The 22860-nt window shown below is 60.2% G+C and carries 17 protein-coding genes; 14 read left to right on the forward strand and 3 right to left on the reverse strand.

What is annotated here, in order from left to right:
* The first annotated feature begins 616 nt into the window (after positions 1-616).
* From H7B67_RS26995 to H7B67_RS27015, 5 genes are all read left to right on the forward strand, one after another.
* Positions 617-2128 (forward strand): ABC transporter substrate-binding protein, encoded by a 1512-nt coding sequence (locus H7B67_RS26995; RefSeq protein WP_185122986.1) that lies wholly within the window; start codon positions 617-619, stop codon positions 2126-2128.
* 585 nt (positions 2129-2713) lie between these two features.
* The gene (locus H7B67_RS27000; protein ID WP_245363537.1) at positions 2714-3646 is read left to right on the forward strand and encodes an ABC transporter permease; all 933 of its coding nucleotides are present in this window, start codon (positions 2714-2716) and stop codon (positions 3644-3646) included.
* A gap of 18 nt (positions 3647-3664) precedes the next feature.
* Positions 3665-4549, forward strand: a complete 885-nt coding sequence (locus H7B67_RS27005; RefSeq protein ID WP_185122987.1) for a carbohydrate ABC transporter permease — start codon at positions 3665-3667, stop codon at positions 4547-4549.
* Positions 4550-4640: 91 nt separating this feature from the next.
* Positions 4641-6155: an ABC transporter substrate-binding protein gene (locus tag H7B67_RS27010; protein WP_245363535.1), complete on the forward strand. Its 1515-nt coding sequence runs from the start codon at positions 4641-4643 to the stop codon at positions 6153-6155.
* A 72-nt stretch (positions 6156-6227) separates the two neighbouring features.
* A complete protein-coding gene (locus H7B67_RS27015; protein ID WP_185122988.1) occupies positions 6228-8918 on the forward strand; it encodes a family 78 glycoside hydrolase catalytic domain in 2691 nt (896 codons plus the stop codon).
* A 137-nt stretch (positions 8919-9055) separates the two neighbouring features.
* On the opposite strand, the gene H7B67_RS27020 is transcribed toward H7B67_RS27015, so the two are convergent.
* A complete protein-coding gene (locus tag H7B67_RS27020; RefSeq protein WP_185122989.1) occupies positions 9056-9826 on the reverse strand; it encodes an SDR family NAD(P)-dependent oxidoreductase in 771 nt (256 codons plus the stop codon).
* Between the two features lie 18 nt (positions 9827-9844).
* A complete protein-coding gene (locus tag H7B67_RS27025) occupies positions 9845-10300 on the reverse strand; it encodes an S-ribosylhomocysteine lyase (RefSeq protein ID WP_185122990.1) in 456 nt (151 codons plus the stop codon).
* Between the two features lie 267 nt (positions 10301-10567).
* On the opposite strand from H7B67_RS27025, the gene H7B67_RS27030 reads away from it, so the two are divergent.
* The 7 genes from H7B67_RS27030 (at position 10568) to H7B67_RS27060 (ending at position 17803) form a co-directional block, all read left to right on the forward strand.
* Positions 10568-11407 carry a MetQ/NlpA family ABC transporter substrate-binding protein gene (locus tag H7B67_RS27030; RefSeq protein WP_185122991.1) on the forward strand — a complete coding sequence of 280 codons (840 nt, stop codon included), beginning with the start codon at positions 10568-10570 and terminating at the stop codon, positions 11405-11407.
* Between the two features lie 104 nt (positions 11408-11511).
* The gene (locus tag H7B67_RS27035; protein ID WP_342592482.1) at positions 11512-12711 is read left to right on the forward strand and encodes an aminotransferase class I/II-fold pyridoxal phosphate-dependent enzyme; all 1200 of its coding nucleotides are present in this window, start codon (positions 11512-11514) and stop codon (positions 12709-12711) included.
* Entirely contained in the window at positions 12708-13730 is a 1023-nt protein-coding gene (locus H7B67_RS27040; RefSeq protein ID WP_185122992.1) for a methionine ABC transporter ATP-binding protein, read from the forward strand. The genes H7B67_RS27035 and H7B67_RS27040 overlap by 4 nt, the downstream gene beginning before the upstream one ends.
* On the forward strand, positions 13727-14392 hold the full coding sequence (locus H7B67_RS27045) for a methionine ABC transporter permease (protein WP_185122993.1): 666 nt from the start codon (positions 13727-13729) through the stop codon (positions 14390-14392). The genes H7B67_RS27040 and H7B67_RS27045 overlap by 4 nt, the downstream gene beginning before the upstream one ends.
* Positions 14389-15594: an iron-containing alcohol dehydrogenase family protein gene (locus H7B67_RS27050; protein ID WP_342592494.1), complete on the forward strand. Its 1206-nt coding sequence runs from the start codon at positions 14389-14391 to the stop codon at positions 15592-15594. Before H7B67_RS27045 ends, H7B67_RS27050 begins: the two co-directional genes overlap by 4 nt.
* Positions 15591-16319, forward strand: coding sequence for a 5'-methylthioadenosine/adenosylhomocysteine nucleosidase (locus H7B67_RS27055; protein ID WP_185122995.1), 729 nt, complete (start codon positions 15591-15593; stop codon positions 16317-16319). The genes H7B67_RS27050 and H7B67_RS27055 overlap by 4 nt, the downstream gene beginning before the upstream one ends.
* A 92-nt stretch (positions 16320-16411) precedes the next feature.
* The gene (locus tag H7B67_RS27060) at positions 16412-17803 is read left to right on the forward strand and encodes an MDR family MFS transporter (protein ID WP_185122996.1); all 1392 of its coding nucleotides are present in this window, start codon (positions 16412-16414) and stop codon (positions 17801-17803) included.
* A gap of 101 nt (positions 17804-17904) precedes the next feature.
* Here the strand turns inward: H7B67_RS27060 and uraA are convergent, their stop codons facing one another.
* Complete coding sequence (gene uraA, locus H7B67_RS27065; RefSeq protein ID WP_185122997.1) at positions 17905-19197, reverse strand: uracil permease; 1293 nt, start codon at positions 19195-19197, stop codon at positions 17905-17907.
* 211 nt (positions 19198-19408) lie between these two features.
* On the opposite strand from uraA, the gene H7B67_RS27070 reads away from it, so the two are divergent.
* Both H7B67_RS27070 and H7B67_RS27075 read left to right on the forward strand, forming a co-directional pair.
* Positions 19409-21655, forward strand: a complete 2247-nt coding sequence (locus tag H7B67_RS27070; RefSeq protein ID WP_185122998.1) for a DUF5060 domain-containing protein — start codon at positions 19409-19411, stop codon at positions 21653-21655.
* A 35-nt stretch (positions 21656-21690) separates the two neighbouring features.
* Entirely contained in the window at positions 21691-22668 is a 978-nt protein-coding gene (locus H7B67_RS27075) for a glycoside hydrolase family 113 (RefSeq protein WP_425353892.1), read from the forward strand.
* Positions 22669-22860 lie beyond the last annotated feature (192 nt).

Consider the following 22860-nt stretch of genomic DNA (forward strand, 5'->3'; position numbering starts at 1 on the left):
CGAGTGCTGCTGATTTCCCTGAAAAATGCTGTTGCATTGCATCGTTTCGGGCCTGCTTGGGCGGCGTTGAGCGGAAATGATGCATTTGCGCCACATTTGCTCGCATTTGGCAAGCGGCTTTTTGGAGGGAGCGGTCACGGGTATCGGTGCCCGGTGGTTCGGCTAACGGACATTGGCGACGCTTAAGCGCTAAAAATACGGACATCGAAAATGAAACGGACATACGGTCCGTCAGCGGCCGAATTTTGTTCGGATTAGGCGTTTTTGCTCTTCTAAGGGTTTCCGATGTCCGTTAGAAATCAAAGAGGGCGATTTCGGGGATCTAACGGACGGTATGTCCGCAAGAGCGCTGTCCGCAGTGTTTGCAGTGTCAGCAGTGTCAGCAGTGTCAGCAGTGTCCGCAGTATCCGTACTGTCCGCAGTCTGCGTTGTCCTCGATTCAAAGAGGCTTTTACTCCATATAGTCGGATTATTATAACCGGAAAGTCGTTTTTTTGGTGGGTAGAGTCGGCGGCGGGTCCTTACAATAGGGATCAACCACCTGAATGCGCTTTCATTCACTTGGATTAGAGCGCAGAAAAAGGGGTACAAGCCAATCGATAATGGGGGAAAGCCAATGGTCAAGAAGGTTAGAAAATCCGCTCTTGCTATGTCCGCGCTTCTCGTTTTATCCACGTCGTTAGCCGCCTGCTCCGGTTCGAACGAATCGGAGGATACGTCGTCTTCGCCGTCCTCCCAGGCGGGCGGAGGCAAAACGGAGCAGCTGACGGTCGCCTTTCTCGGCATCGGGACGATGACCGACGCCGCCGCGGTCGGGGACGCGATCAGCGCGATCGCCAAGGAGAAGATAAACGCGACCGTGAGGCTGATGCCGATCGACGTCTCCGCGTGGACGCAGCAGACGAACCTTTTGCTGGCCGGCAACGAGCCGCTTGACCTGATGGTGACTTCCTCTTTCTTCAACTACAGCACGCAGGTGGCGAAGAACCAGCTGCTTCCGCTGGACGACCTGCTGGACAAGTACGGCCCGACCATCAAGGATACGATGGAACCGGAGATTTATAACGGGACCCGCATCAACGGGAAAATCTACGGCGTGCCCAGCGTGCGCGACACGGCGGCCGACTACGGCTTTATCGCCCGCAAGGATCTCGTCGACAAATACGGGATCGACTTCAGCCAAGTGAAGACGTATGCCGACCTTGAGCCGATTTTTAAGAAGATCAAGGACAACGAACCCGGCGTCAATCCGCTCGTTCAGCGATCTCAGACCGGGACGATCGTCAGCGAAATTCTCGCGAGCCAGTTCGATCTGCTGGGCGAAGGGCTCGGCGTGCTGAACCTGGCCAATAACGATCTTAAAGTCATCAATATTTTCGAGACGCCGGAATACAAGGAAGCGCTCGACCTGACGCGCAAGTGGTACCAAGCCGGCTACATCATGCAGGACGCGGCCACGACCCAAGAAGGCAACAACGCCCTGGTCAAGGCGGGCAAGGCGTTCGGCTACTTCTCCAACATGAAGCCGGGCTTCGAGGCTCAAGAGAAAGGGCTGAACGGCTACGAGATGACGGCCGTCCGCCTTACCCCTCCGATCTCGGTGTCCACGTCGGCCAACAGCTTCATGCTGTCGATTCCGAGAAACACGAGGGACGCGGACCGGGCGATGCAGCTCATGAACCTGTTGTATACCGACAAGGATATCGTCAACCTGCTGTCCAACGGTATCGAAGGCAAGCACTACGTCAAGACCGACTCCGGACAGATCAAGACGCCGGACGGCGTGACGAGCGGCTGGGTGTTCAACCAATGGGAAGTCGGGAACAACTCGCTCGCGGACGTCTGGGAAGGGACCGACCCGGACATCTGGACGCAGATGAAGGATTTCAACAAGTCCGCCGTCTTCTCCAAGGCGATCGGCTTCGTGTTCGACTCGACGTCGGTGAAGACGGAGATCGCCGCGGCGACCAACGTGATGAACCAGTACAAGGTCGGCCTGGAATCGGGAAGCCTGGATCCGGAGCTGCTAGGCGAATTCGTCTCCAAGCTGAAGGATGCCGGGCTGGACAAGATCATGGCGGAGAAGCAGAAGCAGCTTGACGCCTGGGCCGCGGCGAACGGCAAATAAACGCGCAAGGACCGCACGGAGCCGCTGGCTCCGGAGCGGTCCTTTCTTGTCGTCGCCTCGCTTATCCGTGCCTGCATCGTGCCCGCGAAGCTTTCCCGGCGTCCACATGAGTCGTAGTTACCCAACTGAGTCCGCCGATCGATGAACGAATCGCTACACGAGTCGTAGTTACTCAACTAGTCCGCCGATCGCTGCCCAGAGCTCCCAAATGAGTCGTAGTTACCCAACTAGTTCCGCCGATTGCAGACGATGCAGGTACGCCGGGAACTACCGAAATTGCGGGCTTTGCGGAGCAATAATCTACCAAATGTCTGCCCAATACCGGTTCCTGAGCGAAAGGGAGAAGCGGGCTAAGGTAGATGCCCAAGGAATAGCTGCCCAAGGAATAGCTGCTCAAGGAAGAGCTGTCTAAGGAATAGCTGCCCAAGGAATAGCGACCTTAGGGTTTTTCCCGAAAGGCGCGGCGTCGACTGGATCCGAATAGAAGGTCGGAATATCTAAAGCGGAAGGTCGGGTTTTTGGTGAGCGGGCCTTGTCCCCGATCTTTACAATGAAGCTATACAACAAGGAAAAGAGGAATCGGCCATGAGCGATGCGTTCAAGAAGCTGAAACGGTATCGGGCGTTGTTCCTGATGATCCTCCCGGGGATGGCTTATCTGATCGTCAACAATTATCTGCCCATGCTCGGGGTCGTGATCGCCTTCAAGGACATCGATTATTCCCATCGGGGGCTGTTCGGCCTTATCTACTACAGCGATTGGATCGGACTCAAAAACTTCGAGTACCTGTTCAAGACGAACGACGCGCTCGTCATCACCCGCAACACTCTGCTCTATAACGGCGGGTTCATCCTTCTGAACACGACCGTCGCCATCGGGCTCGCGATTCTGCTTAACGAGGTCCGCAACCGATTGGCTTCCCGTTTCTACCAGAGCCTGATTCTGCTGCCTTACCTGATCTCGATGGTTATCGTCGGCTATCTGGTGCTGTCGCTGCTGAACGTCGAGAACGGCTTCGTCAACAAGGTCGTCCTTCCGATGTTCGGGGTCGATCCGATCTCCTGGTACAGCGAAGCGAAGTATTGGCCGTATATCCTGACGATCGTGAACCTGTGGAAAAACATCGGCTACTTCTGCATCATCTACCTGGCTTCCATCATCGGCATCGACCACGAGTATTACGAAGCGGCGACGATCGACGGGGCTAGCAAGTGGCAGCAGATCCGCAGCATCACGATCCCGCTGATCGCTCCTACCATCACCGTCATGACGCTGCTCGCGATCGGCCGCATTTTCTACTCCGACTTCGGCTTGTTCTACCAAGTTCCGCTCAACTCGGGACCTCTCCAGCCGACGACGGACGTTATCGACACGTACGTGTACCGCGGACTCATGACTCTCGGAGACATCGGAATGTCCTCCGCGGCGGGCTTCTACCAAGCGCTCGTCGGGTTCATCCTGGTCCTCGTCTCGAACTATATCGTCAGCCGCCGCGACCGCGATTCGGCGCTGTTCTAAGCGAAAGGAGCGATTGCTATGAAAACGAACCAGATGAACCAGACGATCGTGCACATTCTCCTGATCCTGCTCTCGGCCGCGTGCCTGTTCCCGTTCCTGCTCCTGTTCATGGCGTCCTTCACGGACGAGCAGGCGATCGTTCAGCATGGATACTCCTTCTGGCCGAGCGAGTTCAGCGTAGATGCCTATTCCTATCTGTGGAACCAAGCGTCCACGATGGCCCGTTCCTACGGGATCACCGTCCTGATTACGATCATAGGAACGGTGGTCGGGTTGCTCATCTCGGCGCTGCTGGCCTACCCGCTGTCCCGCAAGGACATGCCGATTCGAGGCTTGCTGGCATTCCTTGTCTTCTTCACTCTCCTGTTCAACGGGGGATTGGTTCCGACTTATCTCGTCTACACGGAACTGTTCAACATGAAGAACACGCTGCTGGCCTTGATCGTTCCGGGCCTGCTGACCAACGGATTCTTCGTGCTGCTGATCCGCTCCTTCTTCAGCACGTCGATCCCGGTACCGATCATCGAGTCGGCGTACATCGACGGCGCGACGGAGTTCAAGATTTTCTACCGGATCGTCCTGCCCCTCTCGCTTCCGATTCTGGCGACGATCGGCCTGATGCTGACGATCTCCTATTGGAACGACTGGTTCAACGGGCTGATCTACATCACCGAGCCGAGCTTGTACAGCATTCAGAATCTGCTCAACCGGATGCTGAGCAACATTCAGTTCCTGCAGCAAAACAGCCTCGGAGGCAACTCCTCGCAGGCGGCCGCCACCATACCGATGAATTCGGTCCGGATGGCGATGGCGGTTATCGGCATCGTCCCGATTCTCTGCATCTACCCTTTCTTCCAGAAGTACTTCGTCAAAGGCCTGACGATCGGCGCGGTCAAGGGCTGATCCGGGCCATCGGCCGGGTACTCGGCGGCAACTCGGTATCATCAGCTAGTCTGTCTATATAGAGCACTTTATGAAAATGGGGGAAACAGCCATGACGAGAATGTCAAGGAAATGGGCTTGGGCAAGCACGGCGGTCTTATCCGCTTCTCTGGTAGTATCCGGTTGCGGGGGATCGAACGAAGGCAATTCGGAAGCGAGCGGGAGCGCCTCCGGCGCTTCGAACGGCAAGGCCGTCGAGCTGACGATGGCGTTCCTGAACTTCGGGAACATGAACGACGTGCAGACGGTTCAGGACGAGATCAACAAGATCGCGTCCGCCAAGATCAACGCGACCGTGAAGCTGATGCCGATCGACGTATCGGCCTGGACGCAGCAGACGAACCTGCTGCTCGCCGGCAACGAGAAGCTGGACCTTCTCGTCACTTCATCCTTCTTCAACTACAGCAGCCAAGTCGCCAAGAACCAGCTCATTCCTCTGGACGATCTGCTCGAGCAATACGCGCCGGGCATCAAGGAGACGATGAGCGAGGAGATCTATAACGGCACGAAGATCGACGGCAAAATCTACGGCGTTCCGAGCGTCCGGGACACGGCCGCCGACTACGGCATGGTCATGCGCAAGGATCTCGTGGACAAGCATGGCATCGACCTGTCCAAGGTCAAGTCGTTCGAGGATCTGGAGCCGGTGTTCCAGACGATCAAGGACAACGAGCCGGGGATCGTGCCGCTCGTGCAGAATTCCAATACCCAGACGGTCGCTTCCCAGCTCTACAATCAATTCATCGATCCGCTCGGCGACAGCCTCGGTGCGCTGCTGCTGGACGGCGGCGACCTGAAGGTCGTCAACCTGTTCGAAACCCAGGAATACAAGGACGCGCTGGCGATTGCCCGCAAGTGGTATCAGGCCGGCTATATCATGCAGGACGCGGCTACGACGCAGGAGACGGGCAACAGCCTGGTCAAGGCGGGCAAGGCGCTGGGCTATCTGTCGAACATGAAGCCGGGCTTCGAGCAGCAGGAATCGAAGAACGACGGGCACGAGATGGTCGCGGTCCGATTGACGAAGGCGGTCACGCAATCGAACGGGGCGAACGGCTTCATGATGTCCATCCCGCGCAACAGCGAGAACCCGGAACGCGCGATGCAGTTCATGAACCTGCTGTACACGGACGCCGATATCGTCAATCTGCTGGACAACGGCGTGGAAGGCAAGCATTACGTGAAGAACGAGGACGGCACGATCAAGGTTCCGGACGGGGCCGGAGACACCGGCTACCTGTTCAACCAATGGATGGTCGGCAACAACGCTCTCGCTTACGTATGGGAAGGAACGGATAAAGACATCTGGGCCCAGATCAAGACGTTTAACGACACGTCCGTCATCTCCAAGGCGCTAGGGTTCGCGTTCGACGCGAATCCGGTCAAGACGGAGGTGGCCGCGGCGACGAACGTGCTGAACCAGTACCGGATCGGGCTGGAATCGGGCACGCTCGACCCATCCACGCTGGACGAGTTCAACGGCAAGCTGAAGGCGGCCGGCCTGGACAAGATCATCGCCGAGAAGCAGAAGCAACTGGACGCTTGGGCGGCGGCAAACGCAAAGTAACTATGGGCAGAAGGGGCGCCGCAACGTTCGAAGGAACGGACGGCGCTTCTTCTCTAGGGGGAGAAGAGCGGCATGTTGGAAATCTACGATCTTACCTGCGAGTACAAGCGCAACCCGATCGGTCTCGGGGCGCGAATCCCGCGAATCGGATGGAAGCTGAAGGGGGATTCTCGCGGCACCCGGCAAACCGCTTATCGGCTTCAAGTCTCTCCGGATGCGGATTTTGCGGCGGCGGTCTGGGATTCCGGCCGCGTCGAGAGCGATCGATCGGTGCACGTGGAGCCGGAAGGGCTGGAGCTTCGGCCGCGAACCCGTTACTATTACCGCGTCGAGGCATGGAACGAGCGCGGCGAGAGCTCCGGCTGGTCGACGGAGACGGCTTACTGGGAGACGGGGCTGTTCGAGCCCGCGGAATGGGAGGCCGAGTGGATCGCTGCTCCGGCCGGGCTCGATCCCGAGCGGCCGGAAGCCGTGCCGATGCTTAGAAAAGCGTTCCGGATCGAAGGCGAGGTTCGTTCGGCCCGGGTTTATGCGACCGCGCTGGGCTTGTACGAGCTGGAACTGAACGGGCGCAGGGTCGGCGACCATTATTTCGCGCCCGGCTGGACCAGCTACGACAAGCGGCTTCAATACCAAGCCTATGACGTGACCGATCTGCTTGTCTCCGGGGATAACGTCGTCGGAGCTTGGCTCGGCAACGGCTGGTACAAAGGCTATCTGGGCTGGGACGGCTATAACGAGTTGTACGGAGACCGGACCGCCCTGCTGCTTCAGCTCCATATCGGGCTGATTAACGGGCACGAGCTCGTGGTGAAGTCGGACGGAAGCTGGCAGGCCGCCACCGGGCCGATCCTCCTGTCCGAGCTCTATCACGGGGAGACGTACGACGCGAGGCTGGAGCGGGAAGGCTGGAGCTCGCCTTCGGGGGCTAGCGCGGGCTGGAGTCCCGTCGAGGTGCTCGAACGGGACTATCGTATTCTCGTTCCGCAGGAGAACGTGCCGGCGCGCAAGATCGAGGAGCTTCGCCCGATCGCGCTCCTGAAGACGCCGGAGGGCGACACGGTTATCGACATGGGGCAAAACATGGTCGGCTGGGTTCGGTTCACGGTTCGCGGAGAAGCGGGCCGCGAGGTCGAGCTTCGCCATGCCGAGGTGCTGGACCGAGAGGGCAACTTCTATCTCGGCAACATTCGCGCGGCGAAGCAGACGATCCGCTACGCGAAGAAGAGCGCGGAGCCCGAGACGTACGAGCCTCGATTTACGTTCCAAGGCTTCCGATACGTGCGGCTAACCGGGTTCGAGGAGCCGATTCGACTGGAGGACTTCGCGGGAATCGTGGTGCATTCCGACATGGAGGCGACGGGAAGCTTCGAGTGCTCCGATCCGCTCGTCAATCAGCTTCAGCACAATATCCTATGGGGGCTGAAGGGCAACTTTCTCGACGTTCCGACGGATTGCCCGCAGCGTGACGAACGTCTCGGCTGGACGGGCGACGCCCAGGTGTTCGCCCGAACGGCCGCCTATCTCGTCAACTCGGCCCCGTTCTTCGCGAAGTGGCTCGGCGACCTGAAGGCGGACCAGGCCCCCGACGGCGGAGTTCCGTATGTCGTGCCTCACATGCTGGAGAAGAAGCCGAGCAAGGGCGACTTCCCGCCTCCGTTCAATTCGGCGGCCTGGGGCGACGCGGCGACGATCGTGCCGTGGACCGTCTATCTGTGCTACGGGGACAAGCGCATCCTGGAGACTCAGTACGAGAGCATGAAGGCTTGGGTCGAGTTCATCCGCCGCCAGGGGGACAACGAGTTCCTGTGGGATACCGGGTTCCACTTCGCGGACTGGCTCGCCCTCGATGCCAAGCCGGGAGCTTATATGGGAGCGACGGACATGCACTACGTCTCGACGGCTTATTACGCCTACTCGACCGATATCGTCCGCAAGGCCGCATCCGTTCTCGGCAAGCCGGACGACGAGAGGGAATACGCCGCTTTATATGAAGGAATTCGCCGCGCGTTCCTCGAGGAATACGTGACGCCTTCCGGACGTCTCGCGGTGCCGACGCAGACGGCGCAGGTCATCGGGCTCTACTTCGGTTTGCTGGAAGGGAAGGCGAAGGAGAAAGCGATCGCCAAGCTGATGCAGCTGCTCGCGGACAGCGATTTCCACTTGACCACCGGTTTCGTCGGCACTCCTTATCTGAACCACGCTCTTAGCGACAACGGGCAGAACGAAGCGGCTTATCGCGTGCTGCTCCAGCGGGATTTTCCTTCGTGGCTGTACCAGGTGACGAAGGGCGCGACGACGATTTGGGAGCATTGGGACGGCATCCGGGAGGACGGGACGTTCTGGAGCGACGCGATGAACTCGTTTAACCATTATGCTTACGGTGCGATCGGGGACTGGCTGTACCGCAGCGTCGCGGGCATCGATACGGACGAGGAGCAGGCCGGCTACAAGAAAATCGTCATCCGCCCGCGTCCCGGCAACGGGCTCAGTTGGGCGGAGGGGCGGCTTAAGACGATGTACGGCACGATCGTCTCGCGATGGAGCAAATCGGAGAATGGGCGGATGGAGGCGAACGTGACCGTACCGGCGAATACGACAGCGGAGATAGTGCTCCCGGGCGCGGCTTCTGCGGCCGAGGTGACGGAGAGCGGAATCCCGCTTGCGGAAGCGGAAGGAATCGAGTCGGTGGAGGGGACGGAGTCCGGGGTGAAGTTCTCGGCTCAGGCCGGAAAGTATTCGTTTGTCTATTCCTTGCGCTGAAAGGCGGGGGAAGGGTCTATGCGTACGAATCCGCAAGATTCGGATTGGCAGGGACCGTTTAACGGCACCGGGAATAACCCTCCCGGTGCCGTTTTTGTTGCTTCAGGAATAGCTTCCTTTCCAGCAAAGCATAGGCCTTAGTGCATCGTCATGCCGCCGGTCACGTTGATCGCTTGCCCCGTCATGTAAGAGGACAGGGGGCTCGCGAGGAACAGCACGACGTTCGCGACGTCTTCCGGTTCGGCCGTCCGCCCGAGAGGCACCTGCGACCGATCCTCCGCCAGGATCTCCTCCGCCGTCATCCCCCTCAGCATTCCGCCCTCTATGCGTTCCCGGCGCTTCATGTCGGTTTCGACGATGCCGGGGCATACCGCGTTCACCAGAATCTGCTCCTTCGCGAGCTCGATCGCCATCGTTTTGGTGAAGCCGAGCACCGCGTGCTTCGAGGCGCAATAACTCCCCATGCAGCGGTAGCCGTTCTTCCCCGCCTGCGAAGCGATGTTGACGATCCGTCCGCCGCCGCCTTGGCGCAGCAGCTGCTTCGCCGCCGCCTGGGAGACGAGATAGACTCCCTTGGCGTTGACGTCCATCACCTTGTCCCAATCTTCCTCGCGTATATCGATCGCGTAATCCATCGTCGAAATTCCGCTGTTGTTCACGACGAAATCGATGCGCCCGAAGGCGGCGACGGCTTCGGCGATCAGCCTCTCCGCGTCCTCCCTCTTCGTGACGTCCGCGCGGACGCGAAGCTCGCGCGGGTCGATCCGCTCGGAACCCGCGGCGCAAGCGATATCGCCGACGACGACGTTCGCTCCGGCCTTCAGGAACAGATCGGCGATTGCGCGTCCGATTCCGGTCAACCCTCCCGTGACAACCAGCGTCCGGCCCGCGAGATCAATGGTTACCATCGGCTCTCGTCCCTTCGCTTAAGCACGGAACGGGTCGTCGCTGATTCCCGCGTTCAGCACGATCTTGGCGTACTCCTGCGCGCCGAACAACGAGTGATCCTTGTAGTTGCCGCATTCCAACTCCGAAACGGCCGGCACGTAGTCCGTCTCGACGACCTTGCGCAGCACTTTCGTCAGGGCGGCAGCCACGTCGCCCGGCGCATGCTCGTCCCAGATAATCATATAAAAGCCGGTTCTGCAGCCCATCGGCGAGACGTCGATGATTCCCGGCAATTCATCCCGAAGATAGGTGGCCAGCAAATGCTCGAGCGTGTGCACGGCCGCCGTCGGCAGCGCATCCTTGTTCGGTTGCAGGAAGCGCAGGTCGTATTTCTGAATGACGCTCCCCTTCTCGTTCTTCTCGGTACCCGCCAAGCGCACGTAAGGCGCCTTGACGATCGTATGATCCAATTCGAAGCTTTCCACTTTCGCCATGTGCTGTCATCCTCTCCCATGTCATTCAAATTCAAAGTATCATAATCGGAATTGTGTGTAAACCCTTGAATTCAACTCTCCTAACATTCTCGGCTACTATCGACAAAAGGGGAGAGACGTAGTTGTCATCCTTCCACCTAAATCCGTTTTTCTTTGTAAAATCGATTGACAGATTGTCCGAACGCGCAGTAAAGTGATGATTATTCCGTTAAATACCACTTGATTACTTGGAATTAACATTTACGCAGAAGAGGGAGAGAAACAGAAATGAACAAAAAATGGTTGATCCCGGTACTTGCGCTTGTCTCCGCATCGCTGATCGCGACGGGCTGCGGCAAGTCCGATAACTCCGCCCCCGCCGGCGACGACAAGAAGACGATCCGCATCAGCTTCAACCCGGGCCCTTACAGCGACCAGTTCAAGAATGGCGTCGCTCCGTATCTCGAGAAGAAAGGCTACAAGATCGAATATACCGAGTTTACCGACGGCATTCAGCCGAACGTCGCGGTATCCAAGGGCGATATCGACGCCAACGTTTTCCAGCATTCGCTATATCTCGAATCGATCAACGAACGCGAGAACATCGATCTGGTCGGCGTCGTCCAGGTGCCTACGCCTCCGATGGGGCTCTACTCCAAGAAGCATCAGAGCCTGGACGACCTTCCGCAGGGCGCCAAGGTCAATCTGCCGAACGAGCCCGTCAACATGCTCCGCGCGTTGAAGCTGCTCCAGGACGTCGGCTGGATCACGCTGAAGGACGACATCGATCCGCTTCAGACGTCGCTTAACGACGTCACGAGCAATCCGCACAAGATCGATTTCTACGCGACCGAGCCCGCCCAAGGACCTCGCGCGCTGCCCGACGTCGACTTCGCGGCGATTCAGGGGAACTTCGCCGTTTCGAGCGACATTCCGCTCACGTCCGCGCTGCAGCTCGAGAACATGACCGATCCGTTTACGAACATCGTGGCGGTCGACAGCAAGAACAAGGACGCGCAATTCGTCAAGGATATCATCGAAGGCTATCATTCCGAGGAATTCCAGAACTACATCAAGTCGAACGACATCTACAAGGGGTACAGGCATCCAAGCTACTTCAAACAGTAGATGATTGCGTCGTCCGAAGCGAGAAGCGGATGATCTGTCATTCCTCCCGGATGGCAGATCATTTCTTTGCCCGTGCCAATCCAGAACAGAAGGACGTGTCGACCGTGCCAGACTTCAAACCTTCCAATATCGTCAAGCGGCTTCCGGAAAATTACTTCAGCGGGATCGACGACGCCGTCTCCGAGTACGTTCGCCAAGGCGTCGACGTCATCAACCTGGCGAACGGCAATCCGGATAGGCCGACGCCGGAGCCGATCGTCGAAGCTCTGGGCGAAGCCGCCCGCAAGAAGGAAAATCAAGGCTATTCGCCCTTCTACGGGAAGAGCTCCGCGCGCGAAGCCGTCGCTCGGTTCTACGCCCGCGAATATGGCGTCGAGCTGGACCCGGACTCGGAAGTCGCCGTCTTCCACGGCTCGGCCATCGGCGTCGTCGGCATTCCGCAGGCGCTGCTCAATCCCGGCGACGTCCTGTTGACGACCGATCCGTGCTATCCCCAGTACCGAAGCGCGGCGGAGCTCGCCGGCGCGCGCTTCCACGCGATTCCTGTGCGCGAGGAAGACGGCTTCCTGCCCGACTTCCGGACGGTGCCGGAGGAGGTCGCGAACCGCGTCAAGCTGCTGATGCTGAACTACCCGAACAACCCGACCGGCGCGACCGCCACCCGCGAGTTCTTCGCGGACAGTCTGGTGTTCGCCGCCAAGCACGGGTTCCCGGTGCTGAACGACTTCGCCTACGGCGCGCTCGGCTTCGACGGCCGTCGGCCGATCAGCCTGCTGCAGCTGCCGGACGCGAAGGAGTACGCCGTCGAGACCTACACCTTGTCCAAGACTTACAACATGGCGGGCTGGCGCTTCGGCTTCGCGGTCGGCAACGCTTCGGTCATCGGCGCCTTGAAGCATTACCATACCCACGCCTACAGCACCGTCTTCGGAGCGGTGCAGGATGCCGCCGCCGCGGCGCTGCTCGGCCCGCAAGAGCCGGTGCGGGAGCTGGCCCGGCTGTACGAGGCGAGGCGGGATCGGCTCGTCCGCGAGATGAAGGCGATCGGCTGGGACGTCGCCGCGCCGCAGGGAACTTTTTTCGCATGGCTGCGAATCCCGGACTCCTTCGAGGATTCGGAGTCCTTCGCGCGGCTGCTGCTCGAGCGAGCGCATGTGGCCGTCGCGCCGGGGCGCGGCTTCGGCGAACAAGGCGCGCGGTACGTGCGCGTCAATCTGCTGAACGGAGAGGAACGAATCCGGGAAGCCGCCGCGAGGCTGGCCCGGACGGGCCTGTTCGCGAAGACGGGAGGGCATGGGGCATGATCGAGATCCTGGACGTGCGCAAGACGTTCACGCGGGGAGGCTTAACCCACGAAGCGCTGAAGGGGGTAACCCTTCGCGTCGGGAAGGGCGACATCTACGGAATCATCGGCACGAGCGGGGCCGGCAAGAGCACCTTGATCCGGCTGGTCAACGCGCTGGAGAAGCCGACTTCCGGCCGGGTGCTCGTCGAGGGGCAGCCGCTCGACGGACGCGGCGAACGGGAGCTCCGCGCCGCGAAGAAGAAGATCGGCATGGTGTTCCAGCACTTCAATCTGCTCGAATCGAAGACTGTCTTCGACAACGTGGCGATTCCGCTCGTGTTGGATGGAAAAGGCAAGAAAGAGATCCGAGAGCGAGTGCTGGAGCTACTGGCATACGTCGGGCTGTCCGACAAGGCGAAGAGCTATCCTAAGGAGCTGTCCGGGGGCCAGAAGCAGCGGGTCGGCATCGCGCGGGCGCTCGCCAACAACCCGACGATCCTGCTCTGCGACGAGGCGACGTCCGCGCTCGACCCGCAGACGACGCAGTCGATCCTTGCCCTGCTCAAGCGGATCAACGAGGAATTCGATATCACGATCCTGATCGTCACGCACGAGATGGCCGTCATCCAGCAGATCTGCAACAAGGTCGCCGTCATGCAGAACGGGGAGATTATCGAGCAGGGCTACGTACTGAACGTGTTCGGCCGGCCGGAGCATCCGACGACCGAGAATTTCGTGCGCACGGTCATACGGAACACGATTCCGGGCAGCGTGCTGAACGACTTGAACCGGGATCGCCCGGGACGGGTGTTCAAGCTCGAATTCGTCGGCGACTCCGCGTCCCAGCCGATCATCAGCCGGCTCGTCCGCAGCTTCGACGTGGAGATCAACATCCTGTTCGCCAACATGACGGAAGTGCAACAGACGACTCTCGGCAACATGACTCTGCAGATCGTCGGCGCCGATCGCGAGATCGAAGGGGCGATCGCCTTCCTGAAGGAGCAAGTCGACCGCATCGAGGAGGTAGAAGCGATATGAACATCGATACGATTATCACGTCGGAGCAGTTGATCCGGGCGGTGAACGAGACGCTTCGGATGGTCGGGTTCTCCTTGCTGTTCGGCGCGCTGCTCGGAATCCCGATCGGCATTCTGCTCGTCGTCACGCGGCCCGGCGGATTGCTCGAGAACCGGCTCGTCTACCGCATCATGAACCCGGTCATCAATATCGTGCGTTCCTTGCCGTTCATCATTCTGCTCGTCGCCATTCTTCCGTTCACGCGTTGGCTCGTGGATACTTCTATCGGCACGACCGCCGCGATCGTCCCGCTCGTGCTCTACGTCGCTCCCTATATCGGAAGGCTCGTGGAGAATTCTTTGCTCGAGGTCAATCCCGGCATTCTGGAGGCCGCGCAGGCGATGGGAGCCAAGCCTTGGCAGGTCATCTGGCACTTCATGCTGCCGGAGGCGTTCGGCTCGCTGATTCTGACGATGACGACCGCCACGATCGGGCTGATCGGCGCGACCGCCATGGCGGGCACGGTAGGCGGCGGGGGGCTAGGCGACCTTGCCATCTCCTACGGCTACCAGCGGTTCGACACGTTCGCCGTCGTCATAACGGTCTTGCTGCTCGTTATCTTCGTGCAGGGCATCCAGTCGGCCGGCAATGCCCTAGCTCGCAGAGCGAGGAGAGAGCGATAATGGCCTTCGACATGACGGTGCGCGGCGCGCCTCAATCCTACGTCTTCCGTCCGGGATGCTGGGAAGAGCTCGGCCCGAGATTGGCCGAGCTCGGCATCGGGCGCGCCTTGGTCGTGCACGGCGGCGACTCGTGGCGGGCGGCCGCCCCGCGGTTCCCGGAGGCGGGGCGCGCCGAATTCCGGTTCGAGCGCTATGGCGGCGAATGCACCAGCGAGGAGCGGGACAGGCTGGCCCGCATCGCCTTCGAAGAGCGCTCGGAAGCGATTATCGGAGTCGGAGGGGGGAAGCTCTCCGACCTAGCGAAGGCGGTCGCGGGCCGGCTGAAGCTGCCCGTCGTGCTCCTTCCGACGCTTGCGGCCACTTGCTCGGCTTGGACGCCTCTAAGCATCATGTACGACCGGAACGGAGCGATGGTCGCCTATGAGATCCATCCCCGAGCGAACGCTCTCGTCTTGCTCGATCCGCTTGTCCTGCTGAATTCCCCGCCCGAGCTTCTCGCGGCCGGAATCGGCGATACGCTGGCCAAGTGGTACGAGGCCGACGTCATTCTCTCGCGCATTCCGAATCCGTCCGTCGAGTTGACGGTTGCCTCCTTCGCCGCCCGAACGTGCAGGGACAACCTGCTTCGCGACGGGGAAGCGGCGCTCGCGGCGCTGGCCGCCGGAGAATTCGACGACGCGTTCGCGCGGGTCGTCGAGACCGTCGTGCTCGCCGCCGGCATGGTTGGCGGGTTCGGCGACCGGTACGCCCGCACGGCCGGGGCCCACTCCGTCCACGACGGATTGACGATTCTGCCGGAAGCCCACGCGGTCCGCCATGGCTCGAAGGTGGCTTACGGCATTCTCGTCCAGCTCGCGCTGGAGGAGCGATGGGCGGAGATCGACTCGCTTCTGCCGTTCTACGGGCGAGTCGGCTTGCCCGCCAGCCTGCGGGAGATGGGCCTCGGTTCCGTGTCGGATGAGCGGCTGCGGGCCGTCGCCGATCGTACGGTCGAGGGGGACGCCTCCATCCATCTGCTGCCCGGCGACATAACGGCGGAACGAGTGCTGGACGCCATGCGCCGCCTGGAGGCGGTTACGAGCTTCGAAGCTGAGCCAACCCGGGCTTCGACCTTCCGGCCCTCCGAATCCCAGACTGCCGCATCCGAGAAAAAGCCAGCCCGAATCACGGGCGAAGGAGACTTTAGAGGAGACTTTATATGAAGCTAGCGATAATCGCTCCCATGGAAGAAGAGGCTGCCGCGTTCAAGCCGCGACTCGCGAATTTGCGCCGGACGGGCGACGGGGAGGTCCCGATCTACGTCGGCGAATTAAACGGAGCCGAGGCCGTGCTGCTGCAGTGCGGCATCGGCAAAGCGAACGCGGCCTGGACGACGGCGCTTCTCGTCGAGCGCTATCGCCCGGACGCGATCCTGCACTGCGGCGTGGCCGGGGGATTGAACCCGGAGCTCCGCGTGGGCGATACCGTCCTTGCGACCGAGCTCGTCTACAGCGACGTCGACGCGACCGCCTTCGGTTACGCCTACGGCCAGGTGCCGCAGATGCCGGCCGGCTATCCGGCCGATGAACGGCTGCTCGGCATCGCCCGTCGGGCGGTCGCCGAGGCTCCGCTCGAGGGCGCGATCGCGAGCGGCCTCGTAACGACGGCCGACTCGTTCGTGAACCGCCCGAGCTTGGCCGCCTCGATTCGTTCTCTCTTCCCGAACGCCCAAGCAACCGATATGGAAGGCGCGGCCGTTGCCCAGACCGCCTACCGGTTAGGCGTCCCGTGCCTCATCGTTCGATCGCTCTCGGATCTCGCGGGCGAAGATGCCAAAACGACGTATCAGTCGAACGTCGATCTGGCGTCCGAACGCGCGGCGGCCGTCGCGGAGGCGATCGCCCTAGCCTGGCTGCGCGCGGAAGCCGGCGGATTGGCATTGCGTTAACAAAGGAAAGCGTTGACAAGATTAGGAGACATCTCGATAATAGGAAGGCACTGTATCTCTATCTCTATTATCGAAAAGAGGCTTTACTCTCCATGGCCAAACAAACGAACGTCAAAGGGGTCGTGGCCGGTCTTCTCATCGCTCTCTTCATCGGGGCGCTGGACGTGACCGTCGTCAGCACCGCGACCAAGCATATTATCGGCGATCTGCAGGGAACGAGCCTGTTCAGCTGGGTATTCACGATTTATACGCTGACGACCTGCGTGACGACTCCTATTTTCGGGAAGCTTACGGACCTCTTCGGCAGGAAAATGGTGTTTCTGATCGGGATCGCGCTCTTTATCGCGGGCTCGGTCCTGTGCGGGTTCGCCAATTCGATGACGGCTTTGATTTTCTATCGGGCGATTCAAGGGATCGGGGCCGGGGCGCTTAATCCCGTCTGCTTCACGATCGTCGCCGATCTGTTCACGGGTGAGAAACGCGGCCGGATGATGGGCGTCTTCGCGTCCGTATGGTCGATCGCCGGCTTGTTCGGCCCGCTGGTCGGAGGCTACTTCGTCGATCACGTCTCTTGGCGCTGGATTTTCTTCATTAATTTGCCGCTCGGCGTTCTCTCTCTCATCCTCGTGGCGGGGTGCCTACACGAGAAGTTCGACCGCCAGAAGAAGGCGATCGACTACGCCGGAGCGGCGTCGTTCACGGTGGCGATCACCGCTCTGATGTACGCGATCCTGAACGGAGGCGAACGGTATGCATGGGATTCGGCCGAGATCCTGGCTCTGTTCGCGGTCAGCCTCGTCTTCCTCGTCTTGTTCTTGCTGGTCGAATCCAGGGCGAAGGAACCGATGATTCCGTTGTCCTTGTTCCGGAACCGCGTGATGAACGTATCGAACTTAAGCGGGTTTCTGAGCTTTACGATCTCGTCCGGAGTCACGATCTACGCTCCGCTCTGGATCCAGTCCGTCTTGGGGCGCACGGCGACCGAATCGGGCTTGCTCGTCATGCCGATGACGCTCGCTTGGCCGCTGGCCGCCAACCTGGTCGGCCGTTACATGTACCGGTTGGGCATCAAGGCGAGCGTCGTCTTCGGCGCGATCGTCGTTCTGGGAGGAGCCGTCTGGCTCTCGTCCTTGACGGCGGATTCCCCTTATTGGGTATGGATCGGCATCATGGCGATCGTCGGATTCGGAATGGGCTTCTGCACGACTCCCGCGACCGTCATGGTGCAGTCGGCCGTCGGCTTCGAGACAAGAGGGGTGGCCACGTCGACGAACTCCTTGATCCGTTCGCTGGGACAGACGATCGGGGTGTCGGTCTTCGGAACGATCTATAACCAGTACGTCGCCGAGAATAGCGCCGCGGCCGACCAGGTCGGAGGCATGCACGCGATCTTCGCCCTGATGCTCGCGATCGGCGCGGCGCATCTATTGACGGTGATTTTCCTTCCGCCGCATAGGAAGGTAATGGCGGGGCAGGTGTCCTAATCTCTTATCGAAAAAAAGCGTTCCGGGAATTCGCGATTGCGGAATTCCCGGAACGCTTTTTTGTTCGGCGACCTAGTTAAGTTCGTTAACGGTAATTGCCGTTAATGGCTTTCCGCTTCCTTGTCGTTGGACAGCCCCGTGATCTCGAACAGCTTGAAGAGCAGGCTCAGCACGATGGCGACGACGGTGGCGAGTCCCATCCCGGACAAGGTGAAGTCGCCCGCCTCGATCTTGACGCCGCTCAGTCCGGTGACGAGGACGACCGTCGTCAGGAACAGGTTCGACGGCTTGCTGTAGTCGACCTTCGCCTCGACGAGCATCCGGAAGCCGGACGCCGCGATGACGCCGAACAGCAGCAGGGAGACGCCGCCCATGACCGCGCCGGGAATGTTCGAGACCAGCGCCGAGAACTTCCCGAAGAAGGAGAGGATAATGGCGATGACCGCCGCTCCGCCGATGACGAACGTCGAGTACACTTTCGTAATGGCGAGCACTCCGATGTTCTCGCCGTACGTCGTATTCGGCGTCGCTCCCACGAAGCCGGACAGGATGGTGGACAAGCCGTTGCCCAGCATCGAGCGGTGCAGGCCCGGATCCTTCGAGAGATCCTTGCCGACGATATTGCCGGTCACGATCAAGTGACCCACATGCTCGACGATAACGACCAGGGCGGCCGGCAGGATGGTTAAGATCGCGCTCGTTTCGAAGCTCGGGAAGGTGAACGCAGGAGAATCGAGCCAGGAGCTTGACGAGACGCTCTTGAAATCAACCTCTCCCATTAGGTAGGCGAGCGCGTAGCCGGACACGATCCCGATCAGGATCGGAATGACGCCGAAGAACCCGCGGAACAGCACCGAGCCGAGCACGGTAACGAGCAGCGTGAAGACCGAGAGGATAATCGTGTTCGCATTCGGCGACCATTCGGCCGATCCGTCGGAGATCCAGCCGGCCATGCGAGCGGCCGACGGTATCAGCTCGAGCCCGATGACGGCGACGATGGCGCCCATCGCGGCCGGAGGGAAAACGACGTGTATCCAGCCGGTTCCGGCCGCCCGGACGATCAGCGCGACGATCGTGAAGACGACGCCGGCGGCGATAAACCCTCCGAGAGCGGCCGCGTATCCGGCGTCCGGCGCCGCGTGCGTGGCGATGACCGCGGACACGGGCGTGAGAAATGCGAAGCTGGAGCCGAGGTAGGCCGGAATCTTGCCCCGGCAGATGAGAATATAAAGCAGGGTGCCGATCCCGTTCATCAAGAGGCAGATCGCAGGATCGACCCCGAGATAAATCGGGACGAACACGGTCGAGCCGAACATGGCGAACAGATGCTGCAGACTGAGCACGAAGCTTTGCCCGAGCGGGGGAACCTCGTGGACTTGAATGACGCGCTTCATTAGTGGTTTTCCTCCATCAAACGACATAATCTTGCCAAATACCCTTGTGGATTATAACCATATCTTAATCAAGCTGGCAAGCGCTTTCGTCACGGTAGGGGCTTATTTTCAGCAATCTCTATTGCCTTGGTGTGCACTTAGTAGGGTGTTCACCGGGAGCTTCTCCCGACATAATAAAAGTCGTTTAGCGCAAGGGAGGAGCAGTCGGAGGATGGCAAAACCTACTCGCAGAAGGAGGCCGGCGCTATGGGGGCTGACAGGGGCCGTGCTCTGCTTGATTGCGGCAGCTTTCTGGATCGGGAGCCGTTCCGGAGAGGAAGCGGCTCTTATCGCATTGGAGGACCCGGATGGCGATGCAGGCCCCGACATTGTCTCGGTCGAGGCAAATTCCGAGAGGATCGGCCTCTATGAGAAGCTGGAGCTGACTTCGAAGCTTCAGGCCGTATACGACAATCCTTACGATCCGGAGCAGGTTGATTTCCGCGCCGTTTTGCGCTCTCCTTCCGGCAAGGATTGGACGATCAACGGCTTCTACGACGGCGACGAGTGGCTGGTACGCTTCGCTCCTTCGGAGACGGGGAGCTGGCGTTACCGGCTGATGCTGACCGATAAGACGGGGACGACGATCGGCGGGGAGGGGAGCTTCGAAGCGGTGAAGTCGGACCGTCACGGCTGGGTGCAGATCGGCAAGGAAAACAAGCGGTATCTGCAGCAGGCGGACGGGACGGGCTTTTACGGGGTGGGGATATCCTATCCATGGGGCGTGACGGAGCTGGGGCTCGATGCGATCAAGGCGAACGGCGGCAACCTCATCACCTATTGGAACGGCAACTACGACAGCTTCGGAGGCTCGCGGCAGCTCGAATCGACCGCCTCCGGCATCGGAAGATACGACGCGGACAAGGGCAAGAGAGTAGACGAGATCGTGGAGATGCTGGAAGCCCGCGACATGAAGATGAACTTCGTCATCTGGCCGCACGATTCGCTCGCCGACGAGATCGCGAGCAAGGGCTGGGCGGCGACCTGGAGCAAGAACGCCTATTCCTCTCTGGGTCCGGCTTCGGAATTCTTCTCCGACGAAGAGATGTGGAAGTACCAAGAGAAGCTTTACCGCTACATCATCGCGCGTTGGGGCTATAGCGAGGCGATAGCGACCTGGGGACTGATCTGCGAGATGACGGGGACGGACGGCTGGGAGTATGGAGACAGGGAGGCGGCGAACGCTTGGTTGGCCAGAACGAACGATTTTTTCCAAGCGCACGATCCTTACGACCATCCGACGACGGGGTCGATGGCCGGCAACCGGAGCGATTATTGGGAATTCGGGTACCGGACTCTGGATATCGCCGACAGGGAGAATTACTACGATCTGAGCATCGCGGCTTATGCCGAGGATCTCGGAACTCGCTGGGCGGCGTTCGAGAAACCGCTGTTTATCGGGGAGACGGGCAATGTCACCGATGCGGATGCCTATCGCAAAGCGCTCTGGTCGACGCTGGCGAACGGGATCGCCTCGACGCCGATTTGGTGGGACTATACGAAAATAGATGCGGACATGTTCGCTCAGATGAAGAGCTTTTCCAAGTTCGTCGGTCAAATCGATTGGCGGGAGGAGCGCCATCCCCGGAAGCTGGCCTCAGGCGTCCTAAAGCTCTCCATGCCGGATCGCGCCGTCTGGGACGGTCAAGATCTCGGGGATTGGACCCAGCCGGACTGGGCGGATGCCAATAAGGACGGCAGCGGCGCGGCGTACGCGGCAGGGTTGGAGGAGGGAGCCGTCAGCACGAGCATGAGGTTCGCGACGGGGAGCTTCTCTCAGGGGGCTTTGGTGCGGAATTTGCAGAAGGAGGATTGGTCCGGGTATCAGCGCTTGTTGGCCGATGTCTATCTCGAGACCCGGGGGAACGAGGAGATCAAAGCGCGGCCCGTGCTGTTCCCGAACGGGGAATGGGATGAAGGAGGCGAGGCGAGCGATGCGGTTCTCCCTTCCGGACAGTGGGTGACGCTGGCCATTCCTCTGCATAATGCGCCGGAGGGCTATTGGACGAACAAGCAGATAACGCCGGACGACCTGAGGGCCATGGGAGGCTTCGGCGTGAAGCTGTGGACGGGGACTTCTTCAGCGGACGCGGAACCGGTCAAGGTGATGGTGAAGAACGTGAGGTTGGCCTCCGATCCGGATTGGACCGTCGAGGTTCCGGAGAGCGAAGGATGGATGATGCAAGGGGACCAGGCGTCGTTCGGATGGCTGTCCGCAACGGAGGGCGATGTCGCCGGGAAGCGGGCGGTACTCGATGAAGCCGGTTCGGAGCCGGTCCGCGTTCGGTGGTTCGATACGACGACCGGCGAGTTTACGGCAGCAGAGGCTGCGAAGCCTGCAGAGGGTCGGCTGACGCTGACCGTTCCTTCGGGGATTCGGGGCGGCGATGCGGCGTTCCTTCTTCTGGCAGGAGATTGACATAGGCGGAGAAAAGGCTGCAGGGAGGGGTTACGTTGACGACGAGCAAGCTTTTTATCAAGGGAATGACCTATGGCTGGAATAGCTCTAGAGGAGCCTATCGACAGCCTTATGCGCTCGATTCGCTGCGCAAGCTGCGGGACACCGGAAGCGAATGGATCGCGCTGTCGTTCTTCACTTACCAGCCGACGGTCCATTCGACGGAGATTCCTTTCGACTACGGGCATACGATGACGGACCGGGACATCGAGTTCGCGGTGAAGCAAGCGAAGGAGATGGGGCTTAAGGTATGCCTGAAGCCCGTCGTGAATTCCGCGGACGGCATCTGGCGGGCGCACATCGGTTTTCCGGAGGAGGAGGGGGCGGAGCCTTACTGGGAGGCATGGTTCCGCTCCTACGGCAACTTCCTCGCCCATTACGCCGAGCTAGCGGAAGAGCTGGGTTGCGAGATGCTGTGCGTCGGCTGCGAGATGCTTCGCACCGAGAAGCAATCGGCGCGCTGGAGAGAGCTGATCCGCCGAATCAGGGGAATCTACGGCGGGCTGCTAACCTATAACGCGAATCATGGCAAGGAGGAGGGGATCGACTGGTTCGACGAGGTCGACGTCATCGGAACGAGCGCGTATTACCCGGTGGCGAAGAAGCCCGGAGAATCGGAAGAAGCCATGGTCAAGAGATGGCTTCCGGTGAGGGACAAGCTGAAGCGGCTTCACCAGAGGTTCGGCAAGCCGGTCGCGTTCGCGGAGATCGGCTGCCGCAGCGCGCGCGGCTGCGCGACGATGCCGTGGGACTTCTCGCACACGGAGCTGCCGGCCAGCGAAGAGGAGCAGGCGAACTTCTACCGCTCCGTTCTGAAGGTGTTCTGGGAGGAGCCTTGGTTCGCCGGCTTCTTCTGGTGGGACTGGAGCGTGCGGCTCTATCCGCTGGAGGAAGCGGCGCGGAACGTCGGCTTCGACATTTACGGCAAGCGGGCGGAGGGCGTCGTCCGGGAATGGTATTCGAAGAGCCGGTGAAGCGTGCGGAGGTTATCGAAAATAAGGCTGGCCGCAAGACACCGATTAGCAGCTCCAATAAGCGCAAGTTTATCAAGCCTGGAACGCTCGATCCCAATTGGGGGAGCGCGGTTCCGGGCTTGTTTTCATTTAGCGGCTTAGGGCGCGACGAGGGGGCAAGTTGAGTAGGAATTACTCAAATGGGTGCGTGCG

This window comes from Cohnella thailandensis, assembly GCF_014212135.1.
Taxonomy (GTDB): Bacteria; Bacillota; Bacilli; order Paenibacillales; family Paenibacillaceae; genus Cohnella; species Cohnella thailandensis.